Annotated in this window: 21 protein-coding genes; 11 read left to right on the top strand and 10 right to left on the bottom strand. The window is 58.7% G+C overall.

The window, feature by feature from the left end; all coding sequences use genetic code 11:
- The first annotated feature begins 6 nt into the window (after positions 1–6).
- Positions 7–1,545 (top strand): ATP-binding protein, encoded by a 1,539-nt coding sequence (locus MTP41_RS10080; RefSeq protein ID WP_249235453.1) that lies wholly within the window; start codon positions 7–9, stop codon positions 1,543–1,545.
- 3 nt (positions 1,546–1,548) lie between these two features.
- On the top strand, positions 1,549–2,511 hold the full coding sequence (locus MTP41_RS10075; protein ID WP_097774318.1) for an AEC family transporter: 963 nt from the start codon (positions 1,549–1,551) through the stop codon (positions 2,509–2,511).
- A gap of 108 nt (positions 2,512–2,619) precedes the next feature.
- On the opposite strand, the gene MTP41_RS10070 is transcribed toward MTP41_RS10075, so the two are convergent.
- Entirely contained in the window at positions 2,620–3,594 is a 975-nt protein-coding gene (locus MTP41_RS10070; protein ID WP_154260732.1) for a glycerophosphodiester phosphodiesterase, read from the bottom strand.
- A 41-nt stretch (positions 3,595–3,635) separates the two neighbouring features.
- Positions 3,636–5,075: a 6-phospho-beta-glucosidase gene (locus MTP41_RS10065; protein WP_097774317.1), complete on the bottom strand. Its 1,440-nt coding sequence runs from the start codon at positions 5,073–5,075 to the stop codon at positions 3,636–3,638.
- Positions 5,076–5,363: 288 nt separating this feature from the next.
- Here MTP41_RS10065 and MTP41_RS10060 point away from each other — a divergent pair, with 288 nt between their 5' ends.
- The gene (locus MTP41_RS10060) at positions 5,364–6,233 is read left to right on the top strand and encodes a phosphoribosylaminoimidazolesuccinocarboxamide synthase (protein WP_044953963.1); all 870 of its coding nucleotides are present in this window, start codon (positions 5,364–5,366) and stop codon (positions 6,231–6,233) included.
- A 60-nt stretch (positions 6,234–6,293) separates the two neighbouring features.
- On the opposite strand, the gene MTP41_RS10055 is transcribed toward MTP41_RS10060, so the two are convergent.
- From MTP41_RS10055 to MTP41_RS10040, 4 genes are read right to left on the bottom strand one after another with little or no spacing between them, the layout of a single operon-like run.
- The gene (locus MTP41_RS10055) at positions 6,294–7,142 is read right to left on the bottom strand and encodes a hypothetical protein (RefSeq protein ID WP_249235452.1); all 849 of its coding nucleotides are present in this window, start codon (positions 7,140–7,142) and stop codon (positions 6,294–6,296) included.
- The gene (locus MTP41_RS10050; protein ID WP_097777408.1) at positions 7,123–7,806 is read right to left on the bottom strand and encodes a hypothetical protein; all 684 of its coding nucleotides are present in this window, start codon (positions 7,804–7,806) and stop codon (positions 7,123–7,125) included. Before MTP41_RS10050 ends, MTP41_RS10055 begins: the two co-directional genes overlap by 20 nt.
- An 11-nt stretch (positions 7,807–7,817) precedes the next feature.
- A complete protein-coding gene (locus MTP41_RS10045) occupies positions 7,818–8,384 on the bottom strand; it encodes a hypothetical protein (protein ID WP_097781335.1) in 567 nt (188 codons plus the stop codon).
- Positions 8,371–8,910: an RNA polymerase sigma factor gene (locus MTP41_RS10040; RefSeq protein ID WP_249235451.1), complete on the bottom strand. Its 540-nt coding sequence runs from the start codon at positions 8,908–8,910 to the stop codon at positions 8,371–8,373. The genes MTP41_RS10045 and MTP41_RS10040 overlap by 14 nt, the downstream gene beginning before the upstream one ends.
- Positions 8,911–9,071: 161 nt before the next feature.
- Between MTP41_RS10040 and MTP41_RS10035 the strand changes: the two genes are divergently transcribed.
- Positions 9,072–10,034, top strand: a complete 963-nt coding sequence (locus MTP41_RS10035) for a biotin--[acetyl-CoA-carboxylase] ligase (RefSeq protein WP_097777406.1) — start codon at positions 9,072–9,074, stop codon at positions 10,032–10,034.
- 54 nt (positions 10,035–10,088) lie between these two features.
- Here the strand turns inward: MTP41_RS10035 and MTP41_RS10030 are convergent, their stop codons facing one another.
- The 4 genes from MTP41_RS10030 to MTP41_RS10015 form a co-directional block, all read right to left on the bottom strand.
- The gene (locus MTP41_RS10030) at positions 10,089–11,300 is read right to left on the bottom strand and encodes a hypothetical protein (RefSeq protein ID WP_097777405.1); all 1,212 of its coding nucleotides are present in this window, start codon (positions 11,298–11,300) and stop codon (positions 10,089–10,091) included.
- Between the two features lie 6 nt (positions 11,301–11,306).
- The gene (locus MTP41_RS10025; RefSeq protein ID WP_044953961.1) at positions 11,307–11,549 is read right to left on the bottom strand and encodes an acyl carrier protein; all 243 of its coding nucleotides are present in this window, start codon (positions 11,547–11,549) and stop codon (positions 11,307–11,309) included.
- Between the two features lie 187 nt (positions 11,550–11,736).
- Positions 11,737–13,209: a class I adenylate-forming enzyme family protein gene (locus tag MTP41_RS10020; RefSeq protein WP_120120870.1), complete on the bottom strand. Its 1,473-nt coding sequence runs from the start codon at positions 13,207–13,209 to the stop codon at positions 11,737–11,739.
- A gap of 20 nt (positions 13,210–13,229) precedes the next feature.
- A complete protein-coding gene (locus tag MTP41_RS10015) occupies positions 13,230–14,678 on the bottom strand; it encodes a class I adenylate-forming enzyme family protein (RefSeq protein ID WP_243111469.1) in 1,449 nt (482 codons plus the stop codon).
- A gap of 402 nt (positions 14,679–15,080) precedes the next feature.
- On the opposite strand from MTP41_RS10015, the gene MTP41_RS10010 reads away from it, so the two are divergent.
- The 7 genes from MTP41_RS10010 (at position 15,081) to pflA (ending at position 24,270) form a co-directional block, all read left to right on the top strand.
- Positions 15,081–16,196: an acyltransferase family protein gene (locus MTP41_RS10010; RefSeq protein ID WP_097777403.1), complete on the top strand. Its 1,116-nt coding sequence runs from the start codon at positions 15,081–15,083 to the stop codon at positions 16,194–16,196.
- A 58-nt stretch (positions 16,197–16,254) separates the two neighbouring features.
- Positions 16,255–17,046: a hypothetical protein gene (locus MTP41_RS10005; RefSeq protein ID WP_249235450.1), complete on the top strand. Its 792-nt coding sequence runs from the start codon at positions 16,255–16,257 to the stop codon at positions 17,044–17,046.
- A gap of 26 nt (positions 17,047–17,072) precedes the next feature.
- Positions 17,073–18,668: a glycosyltransferase family 4 protein gene (locus MTP41_RS10000; protein ID WP_097777401.1), complete on the top strand. Its 1,596-nt coding sequence runs from the start codon at positions 17,073–17,075 to the stop codon at positions 18,666–18,668.
- Positions 18,669–18,828: 160 nt separating this feature from the next.
- Positions 18,829–19,866 carry a lysylphosphatidylglycerol synthase transmembrane domain-containing protein gene (locus tag MTP41_RS09995; protein ID WP_249235449.1) on the top strand — a complete coding sequence of 346 codons (1,038 nt, stop codon included), beginning with the start codon at positions 18,829–18,831 and terminating at the stop codon, positions 19,864–19,866.
- Positions 19,867–19,872: 6 nt separating this feature from the next.
- Complete coding sequence (locus MTP41_RS09990) at positions 19,873–20,331, top strand: hypothetical protein (protein ID WP_097777399.1); 459 nt, start codon at positions 19,873–19,875, stop codon at positions 20,329–20,331.
- Positions 20,332–21,275: 944 nt separating this feature from the next.
- Positions 21,276–23,528, top strand: coding sequence for a formate C-acetyltransferase (gene pflB / locus MTP41_RS09985; protein WP_249235448.1), 2,253 nt, complete (start codon positions 21,276–21,278; stop codon positions 23,526–23,528).
- Positions 23,515–24,270 (top strand): pyruvate formate-lyase-activating protein, encoded by a 756-nt coding sequence (pflA, locus tag MTP41_RS09980; protein WP_005943928.1) that lies wholly within the window; start codon positions 23,515–23,517, stop codon positions 24,268–24,270. The genes pflB and pflA overlap by 14 nt, the downstream gene beginning before the upstream one ends.
- Positions 24,271–24,294 lie beyond the last annotated feature (24 nt).

Raw genomic sequence — 24,294 nt, 5'->3', positions numbered from 1 at the left:
TTTGCTATGAATATCAAACGAGCCAAAGAAGAAATTGAACACACCGTAAAAGCCTACCTTGCCAAGGATGCTCTGGGCGAATACGCCATCCCGGCCATCCGGCAGCGTCCCATTCTGCTCATGGGGCCTCCGGGCATTGGCAAGACGCAGGTGATGGAGCAGGTAGCCCGGGAGTGCGGCGTGGCTCTGGTGGCCTACACCATCACCCACCACACCCGCCAGAGCGCCGTGGGCCTGCCCTTCATCCGCCAGCGCAACTACGGCGGCAAAGATGTCTCCGTGACCGAATACACCATGAGCGAGATCATTGCCAGCATCTACGCCAAGATGGAGGCCACCGGCCTCTCCGAGGGCATTCTGTTCATCGACGAGATCAACTGTGTGTCGGAAACGCTGGCCCCCACCATGCTGCAATTTTTGCAATGCAAGACCTTTGGCAATCAGGCCGTACCTGCGGGCTGGGTGATCGTGGCGGCAGGCAACCCACCGGAATATAACAAATCTGTGCGCGACTTTGATATCGTTACGCTGGACCGCGTGCGCCGCATGGACATTGAGCCGGACCTGCCCGTGTGGAAGGACTATGCCCGCGCTGCCCACATCCACAGCGCCATTTTGAGCTATCTGGAGCTGCACCCGCAGAACTTCTACCAGATCAACGCCGATGTGGACGGCACCCAGTTCGTGACCGCCCGCGGCTGGGAAGATCTTTCCAATCTGCTGGACACCTACGAAACACTGGGTCTGCAGGCCGATGAAGACCTGATCCGCGAGTACATCCAGCACCCGAAGATCGCAGAGGACTTCTCCGCCTACCTCGACCTTTACTATAAGTACCGCGACGACTACGGCGTAGAGGAGATCTTGGCCGGACAGGCAAAGCCCGCCGTGTTCGCACGGCTGCTGCAGGCCCCCTTCGACGAGCGGCTTTCGCTGGTCAGCCTGATCCTTGCAGGCCTCGGCACCCGGTTCACGGCCTCCCGTCAGGCAGATGCAGTGGCCGACAGCTGCTATGCCTTTCTGCGGGAGACCAAAAAAGCCCTTGCCACCGTTCCGGAGGATATCCCGGACGGCTCGGCAGAAATGTTCCACCAGCAGATCATGGATCACGACACCGAAACACAGCAAAAGCGTGCCGCCGGGCTGCTGAGCAAAGATGCTCTGACCACCCGCCTGCAGGTGCTGGCCGTGCTGCGCGGCTGGGAAGGCGAACTGCGCCGTGCCAACGCCGCCGGTACACAGGAAGCCTTCGACCTGCTGCGCGGGCAGTTCCAGTCCCTTGCCGATGAGCGCGAAAAGGCCCAGCAGACCGCCAGCGCCGCGCTGGAAGCCGCTTTCGACTTTATGGAACAGGCCTTTGCCGAAAGCCAGGAGATGGTGGTGTTCGTCACCGAGCTGACGGTGGACCCGGTGTCCCACGCCTTCCTCACCGAGAACGGCTGCGAGCGCTACTTCAAGTACAACAAAGACCTGCTGCTGGACCACCGCAAAGCTGCCCTGCAGCAGGAGCTGGCGGCAGAGCAGCGCCGCCACGGCGGGGTGTGAGCCATGCTGGAAAATCTTCTGTTCAGCATGAACAGCACCATGCCGCTGTTCTTTATCATGCTGCTGGGCTATGTGCTGCACCGCACCGGTTTTCTGAGCGATGCGTTTGTGGCCGGGGCCAACAAGTTCGTGTTTTATGTGGCACTGCCGGTGCAGCTGTTCCGCGACCTTGGCAAAAACGATGTCCGCGCCACCTTCGATGGCCGGTATGTGCTGTTCTGTTTTGCGGTCACACTGGCGTGCATCCTTGTGATCTGGGCGCTGGCAAAGCTGTTTTTAAAGGGCACCGGCCTTGTGGGCGAGTTCGTTCAGGTGTGTTACCGCTCGTCGGCTGCCATCCTCGGCTCGGCTTTTCTGCAGAGCATCTACGGCGATGCCAGCATGTCCAGCCTGATGATCCTTGGCAGTGTGCCGCTGTATAACATCATGGCAGTGGTCATTTTGATGCTGGAAGCGCCCACTGCGCAGGCTCAGACCGGCAATATGGCCGAAAAGCTCAAAAAGAGTGTGAAAGGCATCCTGACGAACCCCATCCTTCTGGGCATTGCAGCGGGCTTTGCGTGGAGCATGCTGCACATTTCCATGCCTGCCATGCTGGATAAGGCCCTTTCCAATGTGGCCGGTCTGACCAGCCCTCTGGCCCTGCTTGCCATTGGTGCAGGCTTCAAGGGCCAAAAAGCTCTGGGATACCTCAAGCCTACTGCTGTGGCTACTGTGGTCAAGTTGATGGTGCTGCCTGCGCTGTTCCTGCCGCTGGCTGTGCGCTTTGGCTTTACCGACGAAAAGCTGGTGGCCCTGCTGGTGATGCTGGGCAGCATCACCACCCCGGCGTGCTACGTTATGGCAAAGCAGATGGGCCACGAAGGTGTGCTTACCGGCAGCGTGTGCGTTACCACCACCCTGTTCAGCGCATTCAGCCTGACCTTCTGGCTGTTCGTGCTGCGGAGCCTCGGATATATTTTATAACATCTTTTGCATAGCACAACAGCGGACGGCCTGCAGGCTGTCCGCTGTTTGCTTTTCAGATGTTGCTTGGGGAATCAGGCCGCACCGAAGGGATGCAGCTTCTGCCCTTTATTCTGTCATTTCCAGTTCAGAGATCCATTCCCGCACGCGGTCCGGGCGGTTTGTGACGATGGCATCCGGCTGCAGGGGCCAAAGGTCTTTCACGGCCTGTTCCCCGTCCACCGTCCAGTATGCCGCCTTGATGCCCAGATCATGCAGCTTCTGCACCATGCTGGGCTGCTGGTAAGCGGTGTGATATTCACAGCTCACCCAGTCCGGCTTGAAGTCCAGCGTCTGCACATACTTTACCGGGTCCCGCTGTTCCAGCAGGCGCTGGGCTACCTCTACCAGACTCTTGCCCGGAAAGTTCGCCTGCAGCATACTGATCTGGTTGCCCATCCAGCGCAGGGCCCAGCTGCAGTTTTCGTCATCCACATTTTCCACCGACAGCGGCGGCAGCTGTGGAAAATCATCCTCTTCCAGCCCGTTCTGCAGGCCAAGCATTTCCCATGTGCTAGTGGGCAGCGCCATGGTCTCCAACGCACCGTAGACCAGCACGCCCACCTTCAGCTCCGGCATCAGCTGCTTTGCCTGCCGCAGCAGGTCGTGGTTGAACGAGATCACCACCAGCCGGTCAGTAATGTTTGCTGCACGCACCTCCTCGATCACGCGGGGGACAAAATCCGGGTCGTCATCGATGGTGGCCTTCATTTCCAGCTGAACGATGGTACCTTCCATTTCCCTGCACAGAGCCAGTGCCTCCTGCAGGGTAGCGATCCTCTCGTTCTGATAGTTCACATCCTTCCAGCTGCCAAAGTCCAGCGCCTTCAGCTCGCCCTCGGTCATGTCGTAGATCTGGCCACGCATATCGGTGTGCCAGTCAATGACAAAATCGTGGTGGATCACCAGCTTTTTATCTCTGGTCTGCTGTACGTCCATTTCCACGCCGTCCGCGCCGATCTCCATCGCCTTGCGGAACGCAGAAAGGGTATTTTCCGGCGCAAGATAGGACGCGCCGCGGTGTGCAATGATCTCAGGTGTCATAAATTCCAATTCTTTCTCACAAATTTATTTTCTCGCAAATTTCAGGCAAGGTCGGTGCCGTTTGAAGCAATGACCTTTTTGTACCAGTAGAAGCTGTCCTTGCGGCTGCGGGCCAGTGTGCCGTTGCCGTCGTTGTCCTTATCCACATAGATAAAGCCGTAGCGCTTTTTCATCTCACCGGTGGATGCGCTCACAAGGTCGATAGGGCCCCATGTGGTGTAGCCCATCAGCGGCAGGCCGTCCTCGTTGACGGCCTTTTCCATCTGCTCGATGTGGGCGCGCAGATAATCGATGCGGTAGCTGTCGTGGATGGAGCCGTCCGCTTCCACGGTATCCACCGCGCCAAGGCCGTTCTCCACAATGAACATGGGCTTTTCGTACCGGTCGTAGATGGTGTTCAGGGTCACGCGCAGGCCCACCGGGTCGATGGCCCAGCCCCACTCGCTGGCCTTGAGGTACGGGTTCTTCACGGCTTCCAGCACCGCATTGCCGTCGGCCTTTTCTTCTGCCAGGATCTCCTGATCCGTGGTGATGCAGCGGCTGGAATAGTAGCTGAAGGAGACAAAATCCACGGTGCCTTCTTTCAGAACCTGCTCATCGCCCGGCTCGGTGTGTAGGGTGATGCCGGCCTTCTCCATCCGCTTTTTTGCCCACACCGGGTAGGCTCCCCGGGCCTGCACATCGGTAAAGAAGTAGTTGTCGCGGTCCGCTTCCTGCGCGGCACGGATATCCTCCGGTGCACAGGTGCGCGGATAATACTGGCCTGCCGCCAGCATACAGCCCACCATGGCACCGGGCATCTTTTCATGGGCCAGCTTGACCGCCTTTGCGCTGGCCACCAGCTCATGATGTGCCGCCTGATACTCCACCTGCTGCACATTCTCGCCCGGATAGAACACTAGCCCTGCGCCGGTAAAGGGCAGATGCAGCAGCATGTTGATCTCGTTGAAGGTGAGCCAGTATTTCACCTTCCCCTTGTAGCGGTCAAACAGCACTTCACAGTAGTGCACATAGGCATCCACCATGCGGCGGTCTTTCCAGCCGCCATACTTTTTTATGAGGGCAATGGGGGTATCGAAGTGGCAGATGGTCACAAGCGGTTCAATGCCGTATTTGTGGCACTCATCAAACACATCCTCATAGAACTTCAAGCCCTCTTCATTGGGCTGGGCATCGTCGCCGTTCGGCAGGATGCGGGTCCATGCGATGGACAGCCGGAAGCACTTGAATCCCATCTCGGCAAAGAGGGCGATATCCTCTTTATAATGGTGATACAGGTCAATGGCTTCATGGCTGGGATAATAGTGCTTGTCGTCGCACTCCAGCATTTCCAGCCGACCCAGCGCCACCGGGAAGCGGTCCGGGCCAAACGGGGTCACATCCACGGTTGCAAGGCCCTTGCCGCCTGCCTGCCATGCGCCCTCGCACTGGTTGGCAGCGGTGGCACCGCCCCACAGAAAATCTTTGGGAAAACTGCCCATAAGTAAACCCTCCCTATTTTAATTTGTTAATTATAAGATACCGCACAATCGCTGGAATGTCCATGCCTACATTTTACAAAAAGGTGCTTCATTGTTGTGAAAGTACGACTTTTATCGTCAAATCGCCGAATTTTGATTCTATTTTTCGTACATTTTTCACGAGAAAAATGCAAAAACGGCCTGATTTTCCTTTCATTCTGTTTCTTTCAAACTGTCCGCAGACATGGTACAATAATCAGGTAAGATACACCGCCGCTTTTTCGGCATTGGAAAATGGAGTGTTTGATTATGACTGAGTTCAAGCCCATTAAAGAAGGCAAGGTTCGTGAGATCTATGATAACGGTGACAGCCTCATCATGGTTGCTACCGACCGCATTTCCGCGTTTGATGTCATCCTGAAAAACAAGGTCACCAAAAAGGGCACCGTTCTGACCCAGATGAGCAAGTTCTGGTTCGATTACACCCGCGATCTGCTGCCCAACCATATGCTGAGCGTGGACGTGAAGGATATGCCGGAGTTCTTCCAGCAGCCGCAGTTCGACGGCAACAGCATGATGTGCCGCAAGCTGACCATGCTGCCCATCGAGTGCATCGTGCGCGGCTACATCACCGGCAGCGGCTGGGCCAGCTACCAGAAGACCGGCAAGGTGTGCGGCATTCAGCTGCCCGAGGGCCTGAAGGAATCCGACAAGCTGCCCGAGCCTATCTACACTCCCTCCACCAAGGCCGAGATCGGCGACCACGACGAGAACATCTCCTACGAAAAGAGCATCGAGGTGCTGGAAAAGCAGTTCCCTGGCCACGGCGAGGAGTACGCCACCAAGCTGCGCGACTACACCATTGCCCTGTATAAGAAGTGTGCTGAATATGCGCTCTCCCGCGGCATCATCATTGCCGACACCAAGTTTGAGTTTGGTCTGGATGAGAACGGCAACGTGGTGCTGGGCGACGAGATGCTCACCCCGGATTCCTCCCGCTTCTGGCCGCTGGAGGGCTACGAGCCGGGCCACAGCCAGCCCTCTTTTGATAAGCAGTTCGTTCGCGACTGGCTCAAGGCCAACCCCGACAGCAACTACGATCTGCCGCAGGACGTGATCGACAAGACCATTGCCAAGTATCTGGAAGCTTACGAGCTGCTCACCGGCAAAAAGCTGTAAGATCGGCCGTATAAACGTATAAAAAATGCTTCCGTGCGTCGCACGGAAGCATTTTTTGTTTCACTCGCTCAGCTCCGAACTTTCCTCGGAAAAAGCTTCGGACTCCGCCGGTTTTTCGTTTTCTTCGTCCAGCAGGTACTGCACCTCGGTCTGCTTTGCCATCTGGTCAGCCGTCCAGTCCAGCTGTGCAATGCCCACCAGCTCCAGCGTGTACTGCTCCACATTCTGCAGGCTACCGGAGGCAAGACTCTGGCCCGGGTCGTTCTCCGGCGACCATGTAATGCGCAGCTCATCCGGCTGTGCGCTGCACTGCTGCACGGCATCGGTCACGCTGCGGCAGTCCTGCGCAAAGGCCTGTACGCTGTCATAGCCGCCAAACAGCTCCACAGTCAGGCTCAGATAGCCGTTTCCGGCATTCACATCCCGCAGCGTTTTCGCCTCACTGCTGTACAGGTAGGCGTTTCCGCTGATATTCTTCACACGGATATCCGGGGCTGTTTGTTTGATCTTGTCATAGGCTTCTGTCGTATATTCCTGCCCCAGCTTCATGCTTGCCTGATTCCGCTCCGGGCCGAGTTCATCCCACACGACCGGCAGCAGCGACAGACAGAAGCACCCGCCCATGAGCACAAGGCAGATCAGCACCGACCAGAAATCGTACTTCCAGCGCCCCGGGCGGGCGGCAAAAAAGAGCACCTCGCCGCCCAGCAGGATCAGCCCTGCCGCCGGGGCGATCTTGAGCATCAGCTTCCAGTCAACGCCCGGCACAAAATAGGCAAGCAGAAAGAAGATGCCCGCTGCGATCAGGCATACGCCCAGCGTAAAGCTGCCCACCCGGCGCAGCGGCTGCGGTTTTGCAGTCTGCGGTGCTTCACCGGTCAGCGGCGCATCATTTCTCGTCTCGTCCATCGTCGGCATCCTCCGTCTCATCGTCCGGGGTCACGGGCTTGCCCAGCAGAGCCGAGAGCTTGGGCATGGCAAAGCCCTTTGCTTCCGGCTCCGCCTGCGCATCCTGTGCAGTATACTCGGTAAAATCTTCGGCATCGTTCTGCGGCTTCTGCTTTCTGCCCTTGGGGCCGCGCACCAGCCACGCACCGCAGATAATCAAGGCCACGCAGACCACCACCTCCGGCAGCTGATCCATCATCAGGTAAAGTGCACGGAAGAAGGGGCTGCTCTGGCCCCAGCGCCACACGATATCCCCCAGCGTGTTCATAAGGATGTTCTGGTAGGCCACCAGCGCGCCCAGCGCGATCAGGCCCCACCCCAGCAGCTTGTGGCTGTCCAGCATGAACTGTTCCATGCGCTGGTCGTGCCAGTTGATGTGCACCAGATAATCGTCCTGCGGGGCGGTGCCTGCGCCGATCTGCGCCCGGAGATTGAAGGTGTCAAAGAAGCTGTACATCCACACAATGGGCATGGCTACATACAAAACTTCCAGCAGAGTGCCCGCACCAAAGGCCACGCAGAACATCGTAATGAGCGAAAGGCCGCGCTTCATGTAGCCCTGATACATCTGGCCTGCGCCCGGGCAAAAGGCGAAGAGGAAGGTCAGGATTCCGTTTTTCATCATAATCGATCTCCTTATTTTGTTTGATCTGCAAGTGGCGAATTTTTGTATTTTTCTGCTGCAGGGCCGCCGGCTCCGAACAGCAGGTCATTGAGTGCTTTTGCCAGCGAAGCCTGCTGCTTCGGCTTGTCGTCGTCCATTGGCTTTCCCAGTATTTCCGGCTGGGCGGACGGTCGGCCATCTTCCACCGGCTTGCCCAGCTGCAAGGCTTCTTCGGTCTGGCTCTGGCTGGTCTCCGGTGTCCATGTGTGCAGCTCCTGCCGGAAATTCAGCAGCTGGTCTATGGTGCCGGAGCGCCACATGGTAAAGGCCAGCACCGCCGCCACACCGGCCACTGCGGCACGGCCCCATGTGTTCTGCATCAGCCGCACCCAGATGGCGGCCATCACCGCCTTGTGCGCGGAGTGGGGCGGCGTTTCCAGCGCATCTGCCGTCAGCAGAGCGGTGTAGCGGTCCATGCATTTATCGCAGTAGGATAAATGCTCGGCGGTTTCCAGCCGGCCCAGCTCATCCAGCCCGCCTGCCTGCAGGGCCTGCAGGCCTTCGTCGGTCAGACAGCCGTTTTTGTCAAACAGTTCCATGTACGCACTCCTTTCCATCGTTTTCACGCTGTAGTATCTGCTGTGCCAGCATCTTTTTTGCCCGGTAGATCTGTGCTTCCACCGTCTTGGGCGGGCGGCCGCACAGCTGTGCCGCCTCGGCCATGGTGTGCTGTTCCAGCAGCACCAGACGGCAAGGCGTTCTGTAGGGCTCCCGCAGGTCCAGAATCATGGTGGTGAGCTCTTCCTCGCCCAGAGCATCCAGCACCTGCTGTTCCGGCTGGGTGCCGGGCGGCGCACCTTCCAGCGCCAGCACATCGTCGCCGGGAATGTTCACCCTGCGCACCCATGCGCTGCGCAGATAGTCCTTTGCCTTGTTGGCAGCGATGCGTGCCAGCCACTGTTTTTCAAACCCGGACGGGCAGCGGTCAATGGCCCGCCATGCCGCCAGAAAGGTCTCCTGCGTCAGGTCCTGCGCATCGCCGGCATCCGGCACCAGCTGGTGGCAGACCGTATATACGAGCGACTGGTATTTCTGCACCATCGCGCTGAATTCCAAGGTCGTCAACGGCCTGCCCACCTCCTTTCAGTTTCGTCCCGGTCCGACGAAGTGCAGCCCCTGCGCTGCCCTTCTGCACATTCATACGAAACAGCCGTTCAAAATCCTGCAAAAACTTTTATTTTTATGATACAATAGAAGTAGTATAGCACAAAAGGAGGCATTCGGCCATGGCTGTCAGTACCCGTCAGGCACTTTTGCAGGCACTTTCCGCTGCCGGGGGCAGCTACGTTTCCGGCCAGCAGCTGGCCGAGACCCTCGGCGTGAGCCGCGCTGCCGTGCACAAGGCCGCTGCGGCCCTCACGGCCCAAGGGTACGCGCTGGAAGCTGCGCCCCGCCGGGGCTACCGGCTGGCAGGCGGCGACCCGTTCTGCACCGAAGCCATCGGGGACTACCCTGCACCCATCTATTTATATGACACGCTGGAAAGCTCCAACCGCACGGCAAAGCTGCTGGCGTTGGATGGTGCACCCCATGGCACGCTGGTGCTCACCGCCCACCAGAGCGCCGGACGCGGCAGGCTGGGCCGGAGATTTGAAAGCCCGGCAGGCAAGGGCGTTTACTGCTCGGTGCTGCTGCGCCCGGAAATGCCCGCCGCCAATGCCCAGACCGCTACCATCAGCGCCGCGGTGGCGGTCTGCCGTGCCGTGAAAAAGCTCTGCGGGCTGGAGCTTGCCGTCAAGTGGGTCAACGACCTGTACTATCAGGGCAGAAAGGTCTGCGGCATCCTGACCGAAGCGGGGACCGACCTCGAGAGCGGACAGCTGGAATGGCTGGTGGTCGGCATCGGGCTGAACCTTACCTCCACCGCCGCCGACTGGCCGGAGGAGCTGGCCCGCAAGGCCGGGAGCCTGTACCCCGGCGGGCCTGCCCCGGTGAGCCGGGCCGCACTGGCCGGGGCCATTGCCCGGGAGCTGCTGGCCCTCTGCCCGGCGTTTGACTGTCTGGATGAGTACCGCGCCCGGTGCTTTGTGCCCGGCCACTGGGTGACAGTGTGTGCCGAGACCGAGACCTACGCCGCAAAGGCCCTTGCCATCGACGAGGAAGGGCGGCTGGTCATCCAGCGGGAGAACGGCCGACAGGAAGCTCTGCGCTGCGGCGAAGTGACCACACGGCCTGCACGGACCGAATAAGACGCAAAAAAGCACCCTTTCCTGCCCGGAAAGAGTGCTTTTTATGTTCTGCACTTATGTATCCAGATCCACGGCTTCCAGCACCGTGATGTCCTCTTTTTCAAAGGCGGTGCGGATCATCCCGGCAAGGCCTGGCATTTCGGCCTTGTTCTCGATGCACAGGGTGATGATGCCATTCAGGCTGGAGGCTTCCACACCCATGGAGCCGCCATCCGGCGGGACCCAGACGTTGAAGTCTTTGGTGTACTTCTGAAGCTCCGGCGTAGCCGGCAGCAGCGGATTGCCCAGATAGCTGAGCCAGAAATCCGCCGAGACACCGCTGATGTACTCACCCATCTGGAACACCCTCTGCTTGATGCGCAGGGGCGCTTTCTGCTGGTCTACCTTGTAGACCCAGCTCATTTGCTGGACCATCTGGCGCAGCTTTGCCTCCGGCTGCAGGGTGCGGAGCACCTCGGCATCCATTTCCGGCACGATGTCCGCAAGGCGGGTGTCATCGTTCAGCTTCACGCCGCTCTGGAAGGAGCACACGCAGTTGTAAAGGGCATCCGGCACGCCCGCTTCCCTGCGGGTATCTGCCGAGTAGGAATACTGGATCTCGTCTTTGCCCAGATAGTTGCGCAGCGCAAGGTTCAGCAAACCGGCCAGCGCTGTAAAGGGCTTGACGCCGTTCTCCACTGCCCGGTCCACAAGGCTCTGCTTGGTCAGCCGCACCCGGGTGCGGCGCATCCTGCCCTCGTAGGTCTGCACCACATCCCTCTGCATCGTGCTCTCGGTGGCTGTGAGGGGTGGATATTTTTCCATCATGGCCTCGATGTCATAGGCCGGGCTGCACACGATGGGCGTGTTTGCAAACGCCGTGCCATAGCGCAGGTTGCAGTACTGTTCCAGAATGCGGGTGAGGAAGGGCGACACCCCGTGGCCGTCCATGAGGAAATGATACCAGTCAAAATAGACGGTGTCCCCCTCACAGCTCACGCTGAAAAGATAGCCGTTCGTTTCCTCCGGGATATCGCGCTGTGCACTGCCCTGATACACAAGACAGGGGTTCGGGTTCGGCTCCAGAAAAAAGCTCCGCTTTTCCTGCACCAGCTGTACCCGATAGTACGGTGCGGCCGAAAGCGCCGCCTCCAGTGCGCGCTGCAAAAGAGAGGGTTCCACCGCATCCTGCAGTGCAAACTGGTACCGACACAGGATCTTCTCCCGACGGAAGAAGTACATCGTTCCCTGAAAGATGTACTCCGTCGAGCGCTGCGACTCATTCATGAACTGTTACCCCGCGTTTGCCGCCAGATAATCCACCAGATCCCCTATGGTCACAAAGTTGCGCAGCTCCTTTTCAGGGATGCGCAGGCCGAAGGTCTCCTCGAGGTCTGCCACAATGGTCAGGATCTCCATTGAGGACAGATCCAGATCGTCCATCAGGACGCTGTTCTCATTCACATCTTCGGGAGAGACCTCGGCAACATCCTCCAGGATGGCCAGGATCTGGGAAATGATCTCTGCTCGTTCCATAGAATTTTTCTTCCTTTCCGTGACGGATAATAGGCACAATCTCCTATGCCTTTCCATAATAATACCCTGATTCTCTCCTGTGCGCAAGGGTTCCGGCAACAAAGCTTTGTTTTTTGTCGGAACTCCTGTTTTCAGTCTGCCGGTCTGCCGGCCCATTTATGCATCCGGGCATTCGATCGCATCCGGATTACTGGCGCAGCAGCTTGCCTGCACCGTTGCGCGGCAGCGGCTCAGTGCTGAACTCCACTGCGCTCATACGCTTGTACAGCGGCAGGGTGCGGTTTGCCTCGGTGATAAAGTCCCGCACCTGCTGCTGTTTGTCCTCATCGCAATAGACCACCACGCCGATCTTCTTGCCCATCTCTTTTACAACACATTCCTTCACGGCTTCGCACTTGCCCACGATGCCTTCCAGCTCTTCGGGGCTGATGTTCTCGCCGCTGTCCAGAATGATGAGGTTCTTCTTGCGGCCGGTCAGGAAATAGTAGCCGTCCTCGTCCTTGCGGGCCAGATCGCCAGTGTGGAACCAGCCGTCCGCGTCAATGACCTCGGCGGTGGCCTCCGGGTCCTTGTAGTAGCCCAGCATGATGCTGTCGCCGCGCATACACAGCTCGCCGTCCTCGGCGATCTTGTAGTCCAGATAATCGTTGCCCTGACCCACAGCGCCAATGTGCTTTGCGTCCTGTGCGTAGTTGATGATGCCGTCGCCGCAGGTCTCGGTGCTGCCGTAGGTCTGCACCACGAACATGCCGTGTTCCGCCATATCCAGCATCACCTGCGGGTCGAACATGGCAGAGGAGCAGATAGGCACCCACAGCTCACCCAGACGGTCCTTGCGGCCGCGCATCACATCGTGGTGGAGCGAGTTCATGATGACCGGCACCACCGCCATGGCCTGACTGGGCATCCGCTTTACCTCTTTATAGAAGTTGCGGATGTCGCTGCTGACGTTCAGCGCCCAGCCTGCGTGGGCCCAGGAGAACAGGCAGATGAAAGCGCCAAGATGGAACATGGGCAGCACGGTGTACTGGCTCATGACGAGGTCCGGTTCGTGCTTATACGCCATCATGTGCTCACCGATCTGGGTGTGGGCACGCATCACCGAGAAGAAATTCTTCTCGCTCAGCATCACGCCCTTGCTGCGGCCCGTGGTACCGGAGGTGAACATCAGGATCATCAGGGCTTCGTGGTCGATGCAGCGGGTCAGCTGCGCAGGCTCATAGCTTCGGAAGCCATCCATGGGGCGGAGGATATCGCCGTAGGCAGCCTTGAGCTGGTCGTTGAAGCCGTAGTCGTCGCCGTCGGTCAGGATGGCGTCCGGCTCCACAAGGCCCAGCTCGTAGCTCAGCTCGTCCCAGCTCTTGCGCTGGTTCAGCAGCACCAGCACCGCACCGGCCGCCACCACGCCAAAGGTGTTCACGGCATACTCGTAGCTGTTCTTGGTGAGCAGGCAGATCTTTTTGCCCTTGATCTCCGGGATGGTGGACTGGAAGTAATTCACCGCCTTGCGGATATCCTGCACATAATCCTTATAGAGGATGGTGGTCACGGCATCGTTTGCGGTGTCGTAGAAGCGGAAGGCCACATTATCCTTGAAGCGGTCTTCCATGTTGATGGTGATAAGGTCGTAGACATTATCCAGCACTCTGATCTTACGCATTGTTCTGCTTCCTCCTGTGTTCAGCGCAGCAGTTTTCCCATGGCGTTGCGGGGCAGCGGCTGTGCGCTGAGCTCCGGCACCATGCGCTTGTACAGCGGCAGGCCGCGGTTGACCCCAGTGACGAACTCCTTCACAGTTTCCTGCTTTGCAGGGTCACAGTAGATGACAGCGCAGATCTTTTTGTCCTTTTCCTTCACGATGCACTCCTGAATGTCCGCACAGGGTACCAGCAGCTTTTCCAGCTCCTCGGGACTCACGTTCTCGCCGCTGTCCAGAATGATCACGTTCTTCTTGCGGCCGGTCAGGTACATGTAGCCATCCTCTTCCACCCGGGCAATGTCGCCGGTATGGAACCAGCCGTCTGCATCGATGACTTCTGCAGTGCCTTCCGGGTCCTTGTAGTAGCCCAGCATGATGGGGTCGCCCCGCATGCACAGCTCGCCGTCGTCCAGCTTGTATTCACAGCTGAGGTCCACGTGGCCCACGCTGGTCAGGTACTTTGCCTCCTGCGAGGAGTTCCATGCGCCGTCGCCGCAGGTCTCGGTCAGGCCGTACATCTGGGCCACAAAGAAGCCCTTCTCCATCATATCACTCAGAATCTTGGGGTCGAACATGGCAGCGCCGCAGGTCAGCACGCACAGGCCGTTCAGGCGGTCACGGCGGCCCTTCATCACATCGCTGTAGATGCTCTTCAGCAGCACCGGCACCACCGCCATCACCTCGCTGTGCATGGCACCCAGATCACGATAGAAATACTTCAGGTTGTTGCACAGGTTGATGGAGTGGCCGGTGATGCTCCACGAAACAAGGCTGGTCATGGCGGAGATGTGGAACATGGGCAGGGCGGACAGGGACGAGAATTCGTCGGTGTTCCAGCCCGTGTACTTCTTCACATCGTCAAAGGGGTCCAGAAAAGCCGGCATGGCGCTGAACAGGTTCTTCTGGCTCAGCATAACGCCCTTGCTGCGGCCGGTGGTGCCGGAGGTGAACATGATAAAGGCCAGAGCAGAGAGGTCCTCCACCTCGGTCACGTCCTCGGCAGGCTCATAGGCCGCAAAGACATCCATGGGCTTCAGGATGCTGCCGTAGGTCTCAGCGAGGGCAGGCTCCCGCTCCGCGAACTCGCCATCCTGCAGGATGCACACCGGCTCGGTGAGGCCCAGCTCATAGGAGATGGCATCCCAGTCCTTGCCAAGGTTCAGCGGCACAGCCACGGCTCCGGCAATGACCGTGCCGTACATGCAGATGACATACTGGTAGCTGTTGCGGGCCAGGATCGCCACACGCTTGCCGCGCACGTCGCCATACTCTGCACGCAGGAACGCCACGAACCGGCGCAGATCCTGGGCATACTGTGCGTAGTGCACCTCGGCCACGCCCTGCTTTTCTTCATCATACCAGCGCAGAGCCACACGGTCTGCAATGTTGGTTTCCATATTGCAAAGGGACTGATACAGCGATGTAATCATTTTTCTGCCTCCATTTTTATCATCCGATCCGGCGCTCCTGTGTACGCCAACACAGATCCTTCCAGTCATTTCCAACTGTGCCCAGTATACAATAAGGCCTGTGTCAATGCAAGAGTTTTGCAACATTTAATTCCCAATATTGACAATAAATTCTTGCATATCATGTCGTTTCCAGATGTAAATTCTGCCTTTCGCTGCGAAGCCACCCTGCCTGTGCTATGCTTTTATTGCAGGCTGCAATGTGCCCTCCGCCCGCCGGACCGCAATTCAAAATTGACAGTCTGTGCAAAAAGCATTATACTGGGTTTATATCCATACAAAATTTTATCTTTTTCATTCAAAATCTACGCATTGTGCGGCGTCCGGCTCTGATGGAATGTCCCGCGCAAGGAAGGAACCTCCATGGAAGGAACCAAGCCCCGCACCGCCAGCTCCATCGGCATGTTCGACATGCTCAAGGGTGCCGGTATGCTGACCATCGTTTTTGCGCATACCGCCGAGCTTTATCCCATGCAGGCGGTCAGCGGCCTGTCCCTGACCGCGTTTTTCCCGTTCATCTACCGCGAAGCGCTGATGTCCGCCTTTTTTATTGCCAGCGGCTACGGCTTCCGCAAGCGCTCTATCCACAAGTGCATCCACCAGCAGCTCAAAAGCCTGCTCAAACCCTATGCTTACACGGCGCTGTTCACCTGCGTGCTGCACTTTATCATTCATTATAAGACGTTCCAGTATCTACCCGGCACCATCGGCGAGTCTATCAAGGTCACCGGCGGCTTTCTGCTGGGCCTGCCCCACACGGCCGAGTATTTCGGGCAGGAGTTCTTCTCCTGCGGGCCGATGTGGTATCTGCTGGCGCTGATGGTAGGCTGGGTGCTGCTGGATGTGATCCTGAACATCTTCCCGGAGCGCTATGTTCCATGGGCTGTGGCAGGCTGCGTCCTGCTGGGCTGGGGCGCGAGCCTTGTGTGGGAGCTGCCCTTCTGCCTGATCCAGGGTGCCGTGGTGGTGCCCTACCTCTATATCGGCTTCCTTGCCAAAAAGAAGCATCTGCTGGACGAGCCCCTGCCGCCCAAAGTCTTTGCCGGGCTGCTGGCCGCCACAGCACTCATTGCCGTAGGCGCTCTTGCTACCCGCACCACCGACTGCATCTCGCTGGCCGAGTGGTCACTGGGGCCGCTGAGCATCTTTCTGGACGGTGCTGCAGGCCTGCTTTTCATCCGGCTGTTCATGCGGCTCAGCCATGGCCATGGCCCCATCGTACACTTTCTGGAAGCGGTGGGCCGCCGCTCGCTGAACATTTTCTGCGTACATACCGTGGAGATCATCGCTATTCCGTGGTATCTGATGGTAGCAAAGTTCTCTGCGCAGCCGGTGCTGGGCATGTGGCTGCAATATGCCATCGCTCTGGGCTCTATCTGGCTGGTGTGTGAGCTGCTGCGTGTACGCCGCGCACTCATCATCCGATTTTTCCCGGCACAGCGCAGAACGCCCGCCGTGCACTATACCTCCCGGCACTGACATGTTTTTCCGGCTGCTGCGGTGCAGCCCATCATAAAAGTAAGAGGAGAATCCGGTTATGAACAACGATGCCCCCGAGACCCTTGCTGCGGCCCGCAGCCGCGCTGCTGACTTGGAACAGCAGCTCAAGCTCTCTGACGAAGGTGTATCCCGGCTGGCACAGCGGTGTCTGGAGCTGGAACAACAGGTGCTGAACTATCAGGCCGCACTGGCAAGGCACGGCAGCGACAACGAGCCTGCCGCCCTCACCCTGCCACAGCTGTTCTACGATTCCGGCTCTGGCTATTCCCCGCGGGAATGCCTGACCGTTGCCGAGGACGCCTACGACGAACTGACCCACGAGGTCTCTGCGGTGTTTACCCTGCCCACGGATGCCCGTGCGCTGCGGCTGGACCCCGGTGAGCTGGCCTGCTGCGTGACTGACCTGAGCATCTCGGACGAGCGGCTGGAATGCCGCGCCATGAACGGCATCCAGCTGCAGGAAGACTGCCTGCTGTTTTTGGATGTGGACCCCAACCTGACCGTGTGCAGCACCGTGCCCTTTGCGGCCGGGATGAAGTTTGCCGTGACCTATCATTACTATCCGCTGGGCCGCTTCCAGCACGAGCAGCCCGGCAAGGCCCTGCTCAGCGCGTTGAATACCATCAAGCTGCAGGCTGAGGCCGAAAAGAACGATGTTCTGGAACAGCTGCAGGCCGCCCTTGCCGAGAACACCCGGCTGAACAATCAGCTGACGGAACTGCAGAACAGCCGTGCTGCTTATGAAGATTCGCTGGAAAACCTGTACGAGAGCAGCAGCTGGCGGCTTACCGCACCGCTGCGTGCTTTGCGCCGCCTGCTGCGCGGCTGAATCGGATCGCTAAAGGAGTTGTCAACATGTACAGCAGTTACAGCACCCTGCAGCGTAAGCAGCTGACGAAGCAGGTTTATACCGATACCCAGAGCACCTATCTGCTGGTGTATGCACCGGGCCGTCATCAGGCGCTGGAGCACGCACTGGAAAACCAGCTGCACCGCAAGTTCCGGCTGGTGACGGAGCTGGCCCCCGCCCTGACCGACTCGGTGGAGGGCGTGCTGCTGGTCAGCGAAGATCTGGAGTGCACCTCCACCGCCCTGACCTATTTTGCCGCCGCCCTGCGCACCGGTGCCGACCTTGTGGTGTGTGATGCCGCCTTTGGCTTCGATGGCTCCACCGCCCTTTATCTGAGCACCCAGCACATCCCGTGCAGCCGCTGCGCCATGGTGTCGCGGAAGCTTCTGGACCGGGTGCGTGCCGCTGCGCGCGGAAGGGACAGCGTGACCGAGCTGCTGCGCCTTGCCACCGCCATGGCGGAAAACTGCCGCCGCATCCCGCAGTCTTTGCTGCACTTCCGGCGGGAGCTATGTGCCGACGATGTGTTCTCTGCCTCCGGAAAGCGTGCTCTGATCCTGAGCCACGAGCTGACCATGACCGGTGCGCCCATCGTGCTGACAAGTGCCGTGCCGGTGCTGCGCAGCATGGGCTTTGAAGTGGTGGTGCTTGGCCCTGCGGACGACGGCTCGCTGCCGCTGTTTCTGGATGCCGGTGCCGCCGTTGTCACCCGCAGCGACTGCGTGATGAACTCGTCGCTGTGGGGCCTTGCCACCAGCGCCGATTTTGTGCTGGCCAACACCGTGGTAGAGGCTGCCGCCGTGAGCACCCTGAACGGCTCCTTCGTGCCGGTGCTGTGGTGGCTGCACGATGCCTTTGCAGGCTACCCGTTCATTGCGCACAAGATTCCCAAAACACTGGGCTCCAATGTGCATGTGTGCGCCGTAGGCTCCCACGCCACTGCCGCCATGCACTCGGTGCGGCCGGACTTCAGCATTGAACAGCTGATCTACGGTCTGCCGGACTATGCGCAGGAAAGCTTCCCGCCCTACGATATCAGCTATGCCGGCGGCAGGCCGCTGTTCGTGACCGTAGGTTCCTTTGAGCCGCGCAAGGGTCAGGATATTTTCTGCAACGCCATCCGCCTGCTAAAGCCCGAGGTGCGCCAGAAGGCTGCTTTCCTGTTCGTGGGCAAGGCGGCGGACAAGAGCCTGAAGAACGCCGTGGATGCACTGGTGGAGGATTACCCGGACACCGTTTTCTACCGCAAGCGTCTGGAACGGCCCGAGATCAAATCCCTGATGGATCAGTGCGCCTGCGTGGTATGCGCTTCCCGCGATGATCCCATGCCCACCTTCGTCACCGAGGGCCTGATCTTCGGCAAGCCCTCCATCGTGTCGGAGCACACCGGCACCGCCGGGCTGATCACCGAGGGCGTGGACGGCTTTGTGTACAAAGACGACGACCCGGATCAGCTGGCAAAGGTACTGGAGCATGCTATCCTGCATCCGGAACAGCTGGCCGCCATGAAAGCTGACTGCCGGAAAATGTACGAGAAATATTATTCCAACGAAGCCTATGTTGCCACCCTGACACGGCTGGTGAACGAATCAACAGGCTAAAAACAAGATAAAGGCAAGGGTCGATGCGTGCATCCGCCCTTGCCTTTTTATCATTCCATCAAAATTGCACAAGAAAATTCCAGTTCCGTTCACAAAGACACAGGCCACGTGTGTTATACTTTTATCAAATCATTCCGCCTGAAAGGAGCCTGTTCTCTCTATGAGCCAACCCGCCTCTGCCGCACCTTCCCGCAAAAAGACAGTGATCTCGCTGCTGGTGCTCGCAGCACTTACCGGCATCATCGTGCTGCTGTTCGATGACAACTGGGCCGAGATCACCGCAGCGCTTTCGCAGCTGTCCGCATGGCAGGTGCTGGTGGTGCTGGCCATCGGCCTCAGCTACCCGCTGCTGGAGGGGTGCGTGGCGTGGGTCATCGTGCGCAGCCGCATCCCGGGCTTCAGGCTCTGGCAGGGCATCGATACCGCGTGGTGCGGCACCTTTGGCAATGTGGTCACACTGGGCGCAGGCGCAGTGCCGGTGCAGACATGGTATCTGCACCGCTGCGGCCTGCCGGTTGGCCCGGGCGTGGGCCTGATGACCCTGCAGTACGTGTTCCACAAAACCACCGTGCTGCTGTATGCCACGGTGATGCTGCTGTTTCAGCACAGATGGCTTGCCGCCAACACCACCGGTGTGATGAATTATCTGCCCATGGCATACGCTGTAGTGGCGGCCATCATTGTGGTGCTGGTGCTGGTGTGCGTATCGCCGCTGGTGCAGGACCTTGCCCGCTGGCTGATGCGTCTGCTGCCCAAAACGGAAAAATGGCAGCAGCGCCGCGCCGACTGGCAGCAGCAGCTGGATGTTCTGGGCGAGGAGAGCCGCCGTCTGCTGGCAGATAAGCCCCGCTGCGCCGAAATTCTGGCATTGCAGGCGGTCAAGCTGTTCGGGCTGTTCTGCCTGCCTTACCTGTGCATCCGGTTCATGGGGCTTTCCCCTCTGAGCTTTTTGCAGGTGCAGCTGCTCACCAGCCTGATGCTGTTTTTGTCCAACGCCCTGCCCAATGTGGCCGGCATGGGCTCCATCGAGACGGCATTCCTGCTGGTGTTCGGCAGCTTTCTGGAGCGCGGCGAGGTGATGAGCGTGATGATGCTTTACCGCATCGCCAGCTATTATGTGGTGTTCGCCGCCAGCACCGTGGGCTTCTTCATCGCTCAGCGGCATCTGACCGATCTGGAGCCGCCAAAGGAGGATTGACCCGCCATGAAAGATAAGAGCATCCTGTCCCGGTTCGGCATTGTCATTTTAGTGCTGCTTGCACTGGTGCTGATCTTTCCTTCCGCAAAAGTCGACCTTGCATCCGGGATCAAGGCCAGCACACAGGCCAGTGTCCGGGTGGAGCACATTCAGAACTTTGCCCGCTCCGCAGAGATGGATGTTCAGCTGCTCTCTGCCGACGACCCTGCCTATCAGCAGATCGCAAACGTGCTTTCCGACCTTACCTGTGTCAAGCGGTTCAACCAGCAGTATTCCTCCTACAGCCACGAATACCCAGTGGATTCCGTCACTGTGAGCTACTACGATGATGCCGAGAACAATAACCTCCTGTTCACCGTCTACTCCGATGGCACCGCCATCGTGAACAGCCAGTTCGTAAAGATCAAAACGCCCAAGGGCGGCGCGGAGGAAGTGTATCAAAAGCTGGCGGAGATCGTGAAGTAAAACTCCTTCCGTCTGCTCGCTGCACTCGCATCCACCTCCCTCAATGAGGGAGGCTTTGGCAAAACCGTAAAGTTTTCCGCACTGCCAAGGGCTCCCTCTTTGAGGGAGCTGGCATGGCATCAGCCATGACTGAAGGAGTTAAAAACAAAAAACGGGGCACGCAGGTGGTCAAGCTGCATGTCCCGTTTTTGTTTTTCTTTTGCACTTGGTGCGGTACCAATCACACCGAATGCCGCGCATCGAGCCGCGGGAGCAAACTAAAACCACAGCTCATTTGAAAAAAGAGAATGGAATGGAGGAATTGGCGTTTGCGCAGCAATGAAAGCCCCAGTGGGGCTTTTAAGCCACAAAGCGGTCTTACGTAAGCAAGATGGAGCGGCCCTGCCGCGACAAACTTGGCGTTTGCGCAGCAATGAAAGCCCCAGTGGGGCTTTTAAGCCACAAAGCGGTCTTGCGTAAGCAAGATGGAGCGGCCCCGCCGCGACAAACTTGGGGTCTGTGTTCATTACACAGACCGGTTTTTCACAGACACTTTTGCAGAAGCATCTGCTTTTCTGGTGCAACGTGGTTAGGTTTGTCTAACCTCGTTGCGAGAACAGAATACCACAGCCGGTTAGTCTTGTCAACCCTTATTTTGCGATTTTTTTCGCAAAATAGGTGCACCGCCGGGATTTCGGCACTTTTTCTACATTCTGCCCAAAGAAAGCCCCTTGCTTTGGAAGAAAACCCACTTGTTATCTATTGCTTTTTAAAGTGGTTCTTGCTATTATAATAACGCAAGATTTTGTGGGCAGGTTTTCATTTTTGTCTACACCTTGTAGTCGGGGCTGCCGCAATCGGCAGTTCAAGACCGTTTTGCCCCCAGAAAGCCGCCATGCAGAGCGGTTTTTCAAAGGCTCATTAGTTAGAAAACGCTAACTGCGTAATGGAGCAAGGAGGTTCCAATGATCAATTTTGAACAGTGGGAAGGCTTTGAGGGCCGCATCTGGAAAGAAGAAGTCAATGTGCGCGACTTCATCCAGAAGAACTACACCCCGTATGACGGCGACGAAAGCTTTCTGGCCGGCCCCACCGAGGCGACCGACAAGCTGTGGGGTGCCCTGCAGAAGCTGCAGAAGGCCGAGCGCGCCAAGGGCGGCGTGCTGGATATGGAGACCGAAGTCGTCAGCAGCCTGACTGCTTACGGCCCCGGCTATATCGACGAAAGCCTGAAGGATCTGGAGCAGATCGTGGGTCTGCAGACCGACAAGCCCCTCAAGCGCGCCTTTATGCCCTACGGCGGCATCAAGATGGCAGAGCAGGCATGCACCACTTACGGCTACCAGCCCAGCGAAGAGCTGCACAAAATCTTTACCGACTATACCCGCACCCACAATCAGGCTGTGTTTGATGCCTACACCCCTGAGATGAAGGCGGCCCGCCACACCCACATCATCACCGGCCTGCCGGACACCTACGGCCGCGGCCGCATCGTGGGCGACTACCGCCGCGTGGCCCTGTACGGCATCGATGCACTGATCAAGTTCAAGCAGGAGGACTTCGCCAACTGCGGCGACGGCACCATGACCGACGACGTGATCCGCCTGCGCGAGGAGATTGCCCGCCAGATCAGCGCCCTGAAGGGCATGAAGAAGATGGCCGAGGCCTACGGCTATGATATCTCTCAGCCTGCAAAGAACGCCAAGGAGGCCTGCCAGTGGCTGTACTTCGGGTATCTTGCCGCCATCAAGACCCAGAACGGCGCTGCCATGAGCGTGGGCCGCATCTCCACCTTCCTGGATATCTACATCCAGCGCGATCTGGACAACGGCATCCTGACCGAGACCCAGGCTCAGGAGCTGATCGACCACATGGTCATGAAGTTCCGCATGGTCAAGTTTGCCCGCATCCCCAGCTACAACCAGCTGTTCTCCGGCGACCCCGTGTGGGCAACGCTGGAAGTGGGCGGCATCGGCATGGATGGCCGCAGCATGGTCACCAAGAACTGCTACCGCTTCCTGCACACGCTGGAAAACATGGGCCCCGCACCGGAGCCGAACCTGACCGTTCTGTACTCCTCCGCCCTGCCGGAGAGCTTCAAGAAATATGCCGCCAAGGTGTCCATCGATACCAGCTCTGTCCAGTACGAGAACGACGACGTGATGAAGCCTGTGTGGGGCGATGATTACTCCATCTGCTGCTGCGTGTCTGCCACCCAGACCGGCAAGGAGATGCAGTTCTTCGGTGCCCGCGCCAACCTTGCCAAGTGCCTGCTGTACGCCATCAACGGCGGTGTGGACGAGAAGAGCCACGAGCAGTGCGGTCCCAACTATGCCCCCATCACCAGCGAGTACCTGAACTACGACGAGGTTCTGCCCAAGTATGTCCAGATGCTGGACTGGCTGGCTGGCCTGTATGTCAATGTGCTGAACCTGATCCAGTATATGCACGACAAATACTACTACGAGGAAGCCGAGATGGCCCTCATCGACACCGACGTGCGCCGCACCTTTGCCACCGGCATTGCAGGCTTCTCCCACGTCATCGACTCCCTGAGCGCCATCAAGTACGCCAAGGTGAAGGTAGTGCGTGACGAGAGCGGCCTTGCCACCGGCTTTGAGACCGAGGGCGACTTCCCCAAGTACGGCAACGATGATGACCGCGCCGACGAGATCGGCGTGTGGCTGCTGCGCACCTTCCTGGAGATGATCAAGAAGCGCCACACCTATCGCAACTCCGAGGCCACCACCTCTATCCTGACCATCACCTCCAACGTGGTGTACGGCAAGTACACCGGCGCTCTGCCCGATGGCCGTGCCGCCTTCACCCCGTTTGCTCCCGGTGCAAACCCCAGCTACGGCGCAGAGCAGAACGGCCTGCTGGCTTCCCTGAACTCGGTGGCAAAGCTGCCCTACCACTGGGCACTGGACGGCATCTCCAACACCCAGACCATCAACCCGGACGCTCTGGGCCACAACGAAGGCGAGCGGGTGGAGAATCTGGTACAGGTCATGGACGGCTACTTCGATCAGGGCGCACACCACCTGAACGTGAACGTCTTTGGCAAGGAGAAGCTGCTGGATGCCATGGAGCATCCCGAGAAGGAGGAGTACGCCAACTTCACCATCCGCGTCTCCGGCTACGCCGTCAAGTTCATCGACCTGACCCGCGAGCAGCAGATGGATGTTATCTCCCGCACCTGCCATGCAGCCCTGTAACCCCATCGGCTATGTCCACTCGCTGGAATCCTTCGGCTCTGTGGACGGCCCCGGTGTGCGCTTTGTGGTGTTTTTGCAGGGGTGTGCCCTGCGGTGCAAATACTGCCACAACCCGGAAACGTGGGCTGCGGAGGGCGGCGAGGAATGGACGGCAGAAAAGCTGTTCCAGCGGGTCTACCGCTACCGCAACTACTGGGGCAAAAAGGGCGGCATCACGGTCAGCGGCGGCGAGCCGCTGCGCCAGATGGAGTTCCTGACGGCATTCTTCGAGCTGGCCCGCTCCAAAGGCGTGCACACGGCTCTGGATACCGCCGGGCAGCCCTTCCGGCCCGATGACCCGGATTATCTGGCCGGTTTCGACCGGCTGATGAAGTCCACCAGTCTGGTCATTCTCGACCTGAAGGAGATCGACCCGGAACGCCACCGGCAGCTCACCGGCAAAGACAATGCCAACATCCTTGCGATGGCGCGGCACATCTCGGACCTCGGCATCCCGCTGTGGATCCGGCATGTGCTGGTACCCGGCCTGACCGACGACGAGGAGGGCCTGCGCAGGACCGCAGACTTTATCCGCAGCCTGAAAACGGTGCAGCGGGTGGAGGTGCTGCCCTACCACACGCTGGGCCTGTTCAAGTGGCAGAAGCTGGGCATCCCTTATCCGCTGCCGGATGCCGTGCCGCCCACAGCGGAGCAGGTGAAGCGTGCAGAAGAGCTGCTGGAAGTGAGCCGGTATCCCGGCTAAGCTCCTGATTTGAAAAACGACCGT

It is taken from the genome of Faecalibacterium sp. I4-3-84 (genome assembly GCF_023347255.1).
GTDB classification, from domain to species: domain Bacteria; phylum Bacillota; class Clostridia; order Oscillospirales; family Ruminococcaceae; genus Faecalibacterium; species Faecalibacterium taiwanense.
The sequence above is the reverse complement of the archived record's forward strand: the minus strand, read 5'-3'. Positions and strand labels throughout refer to the sequence as shown.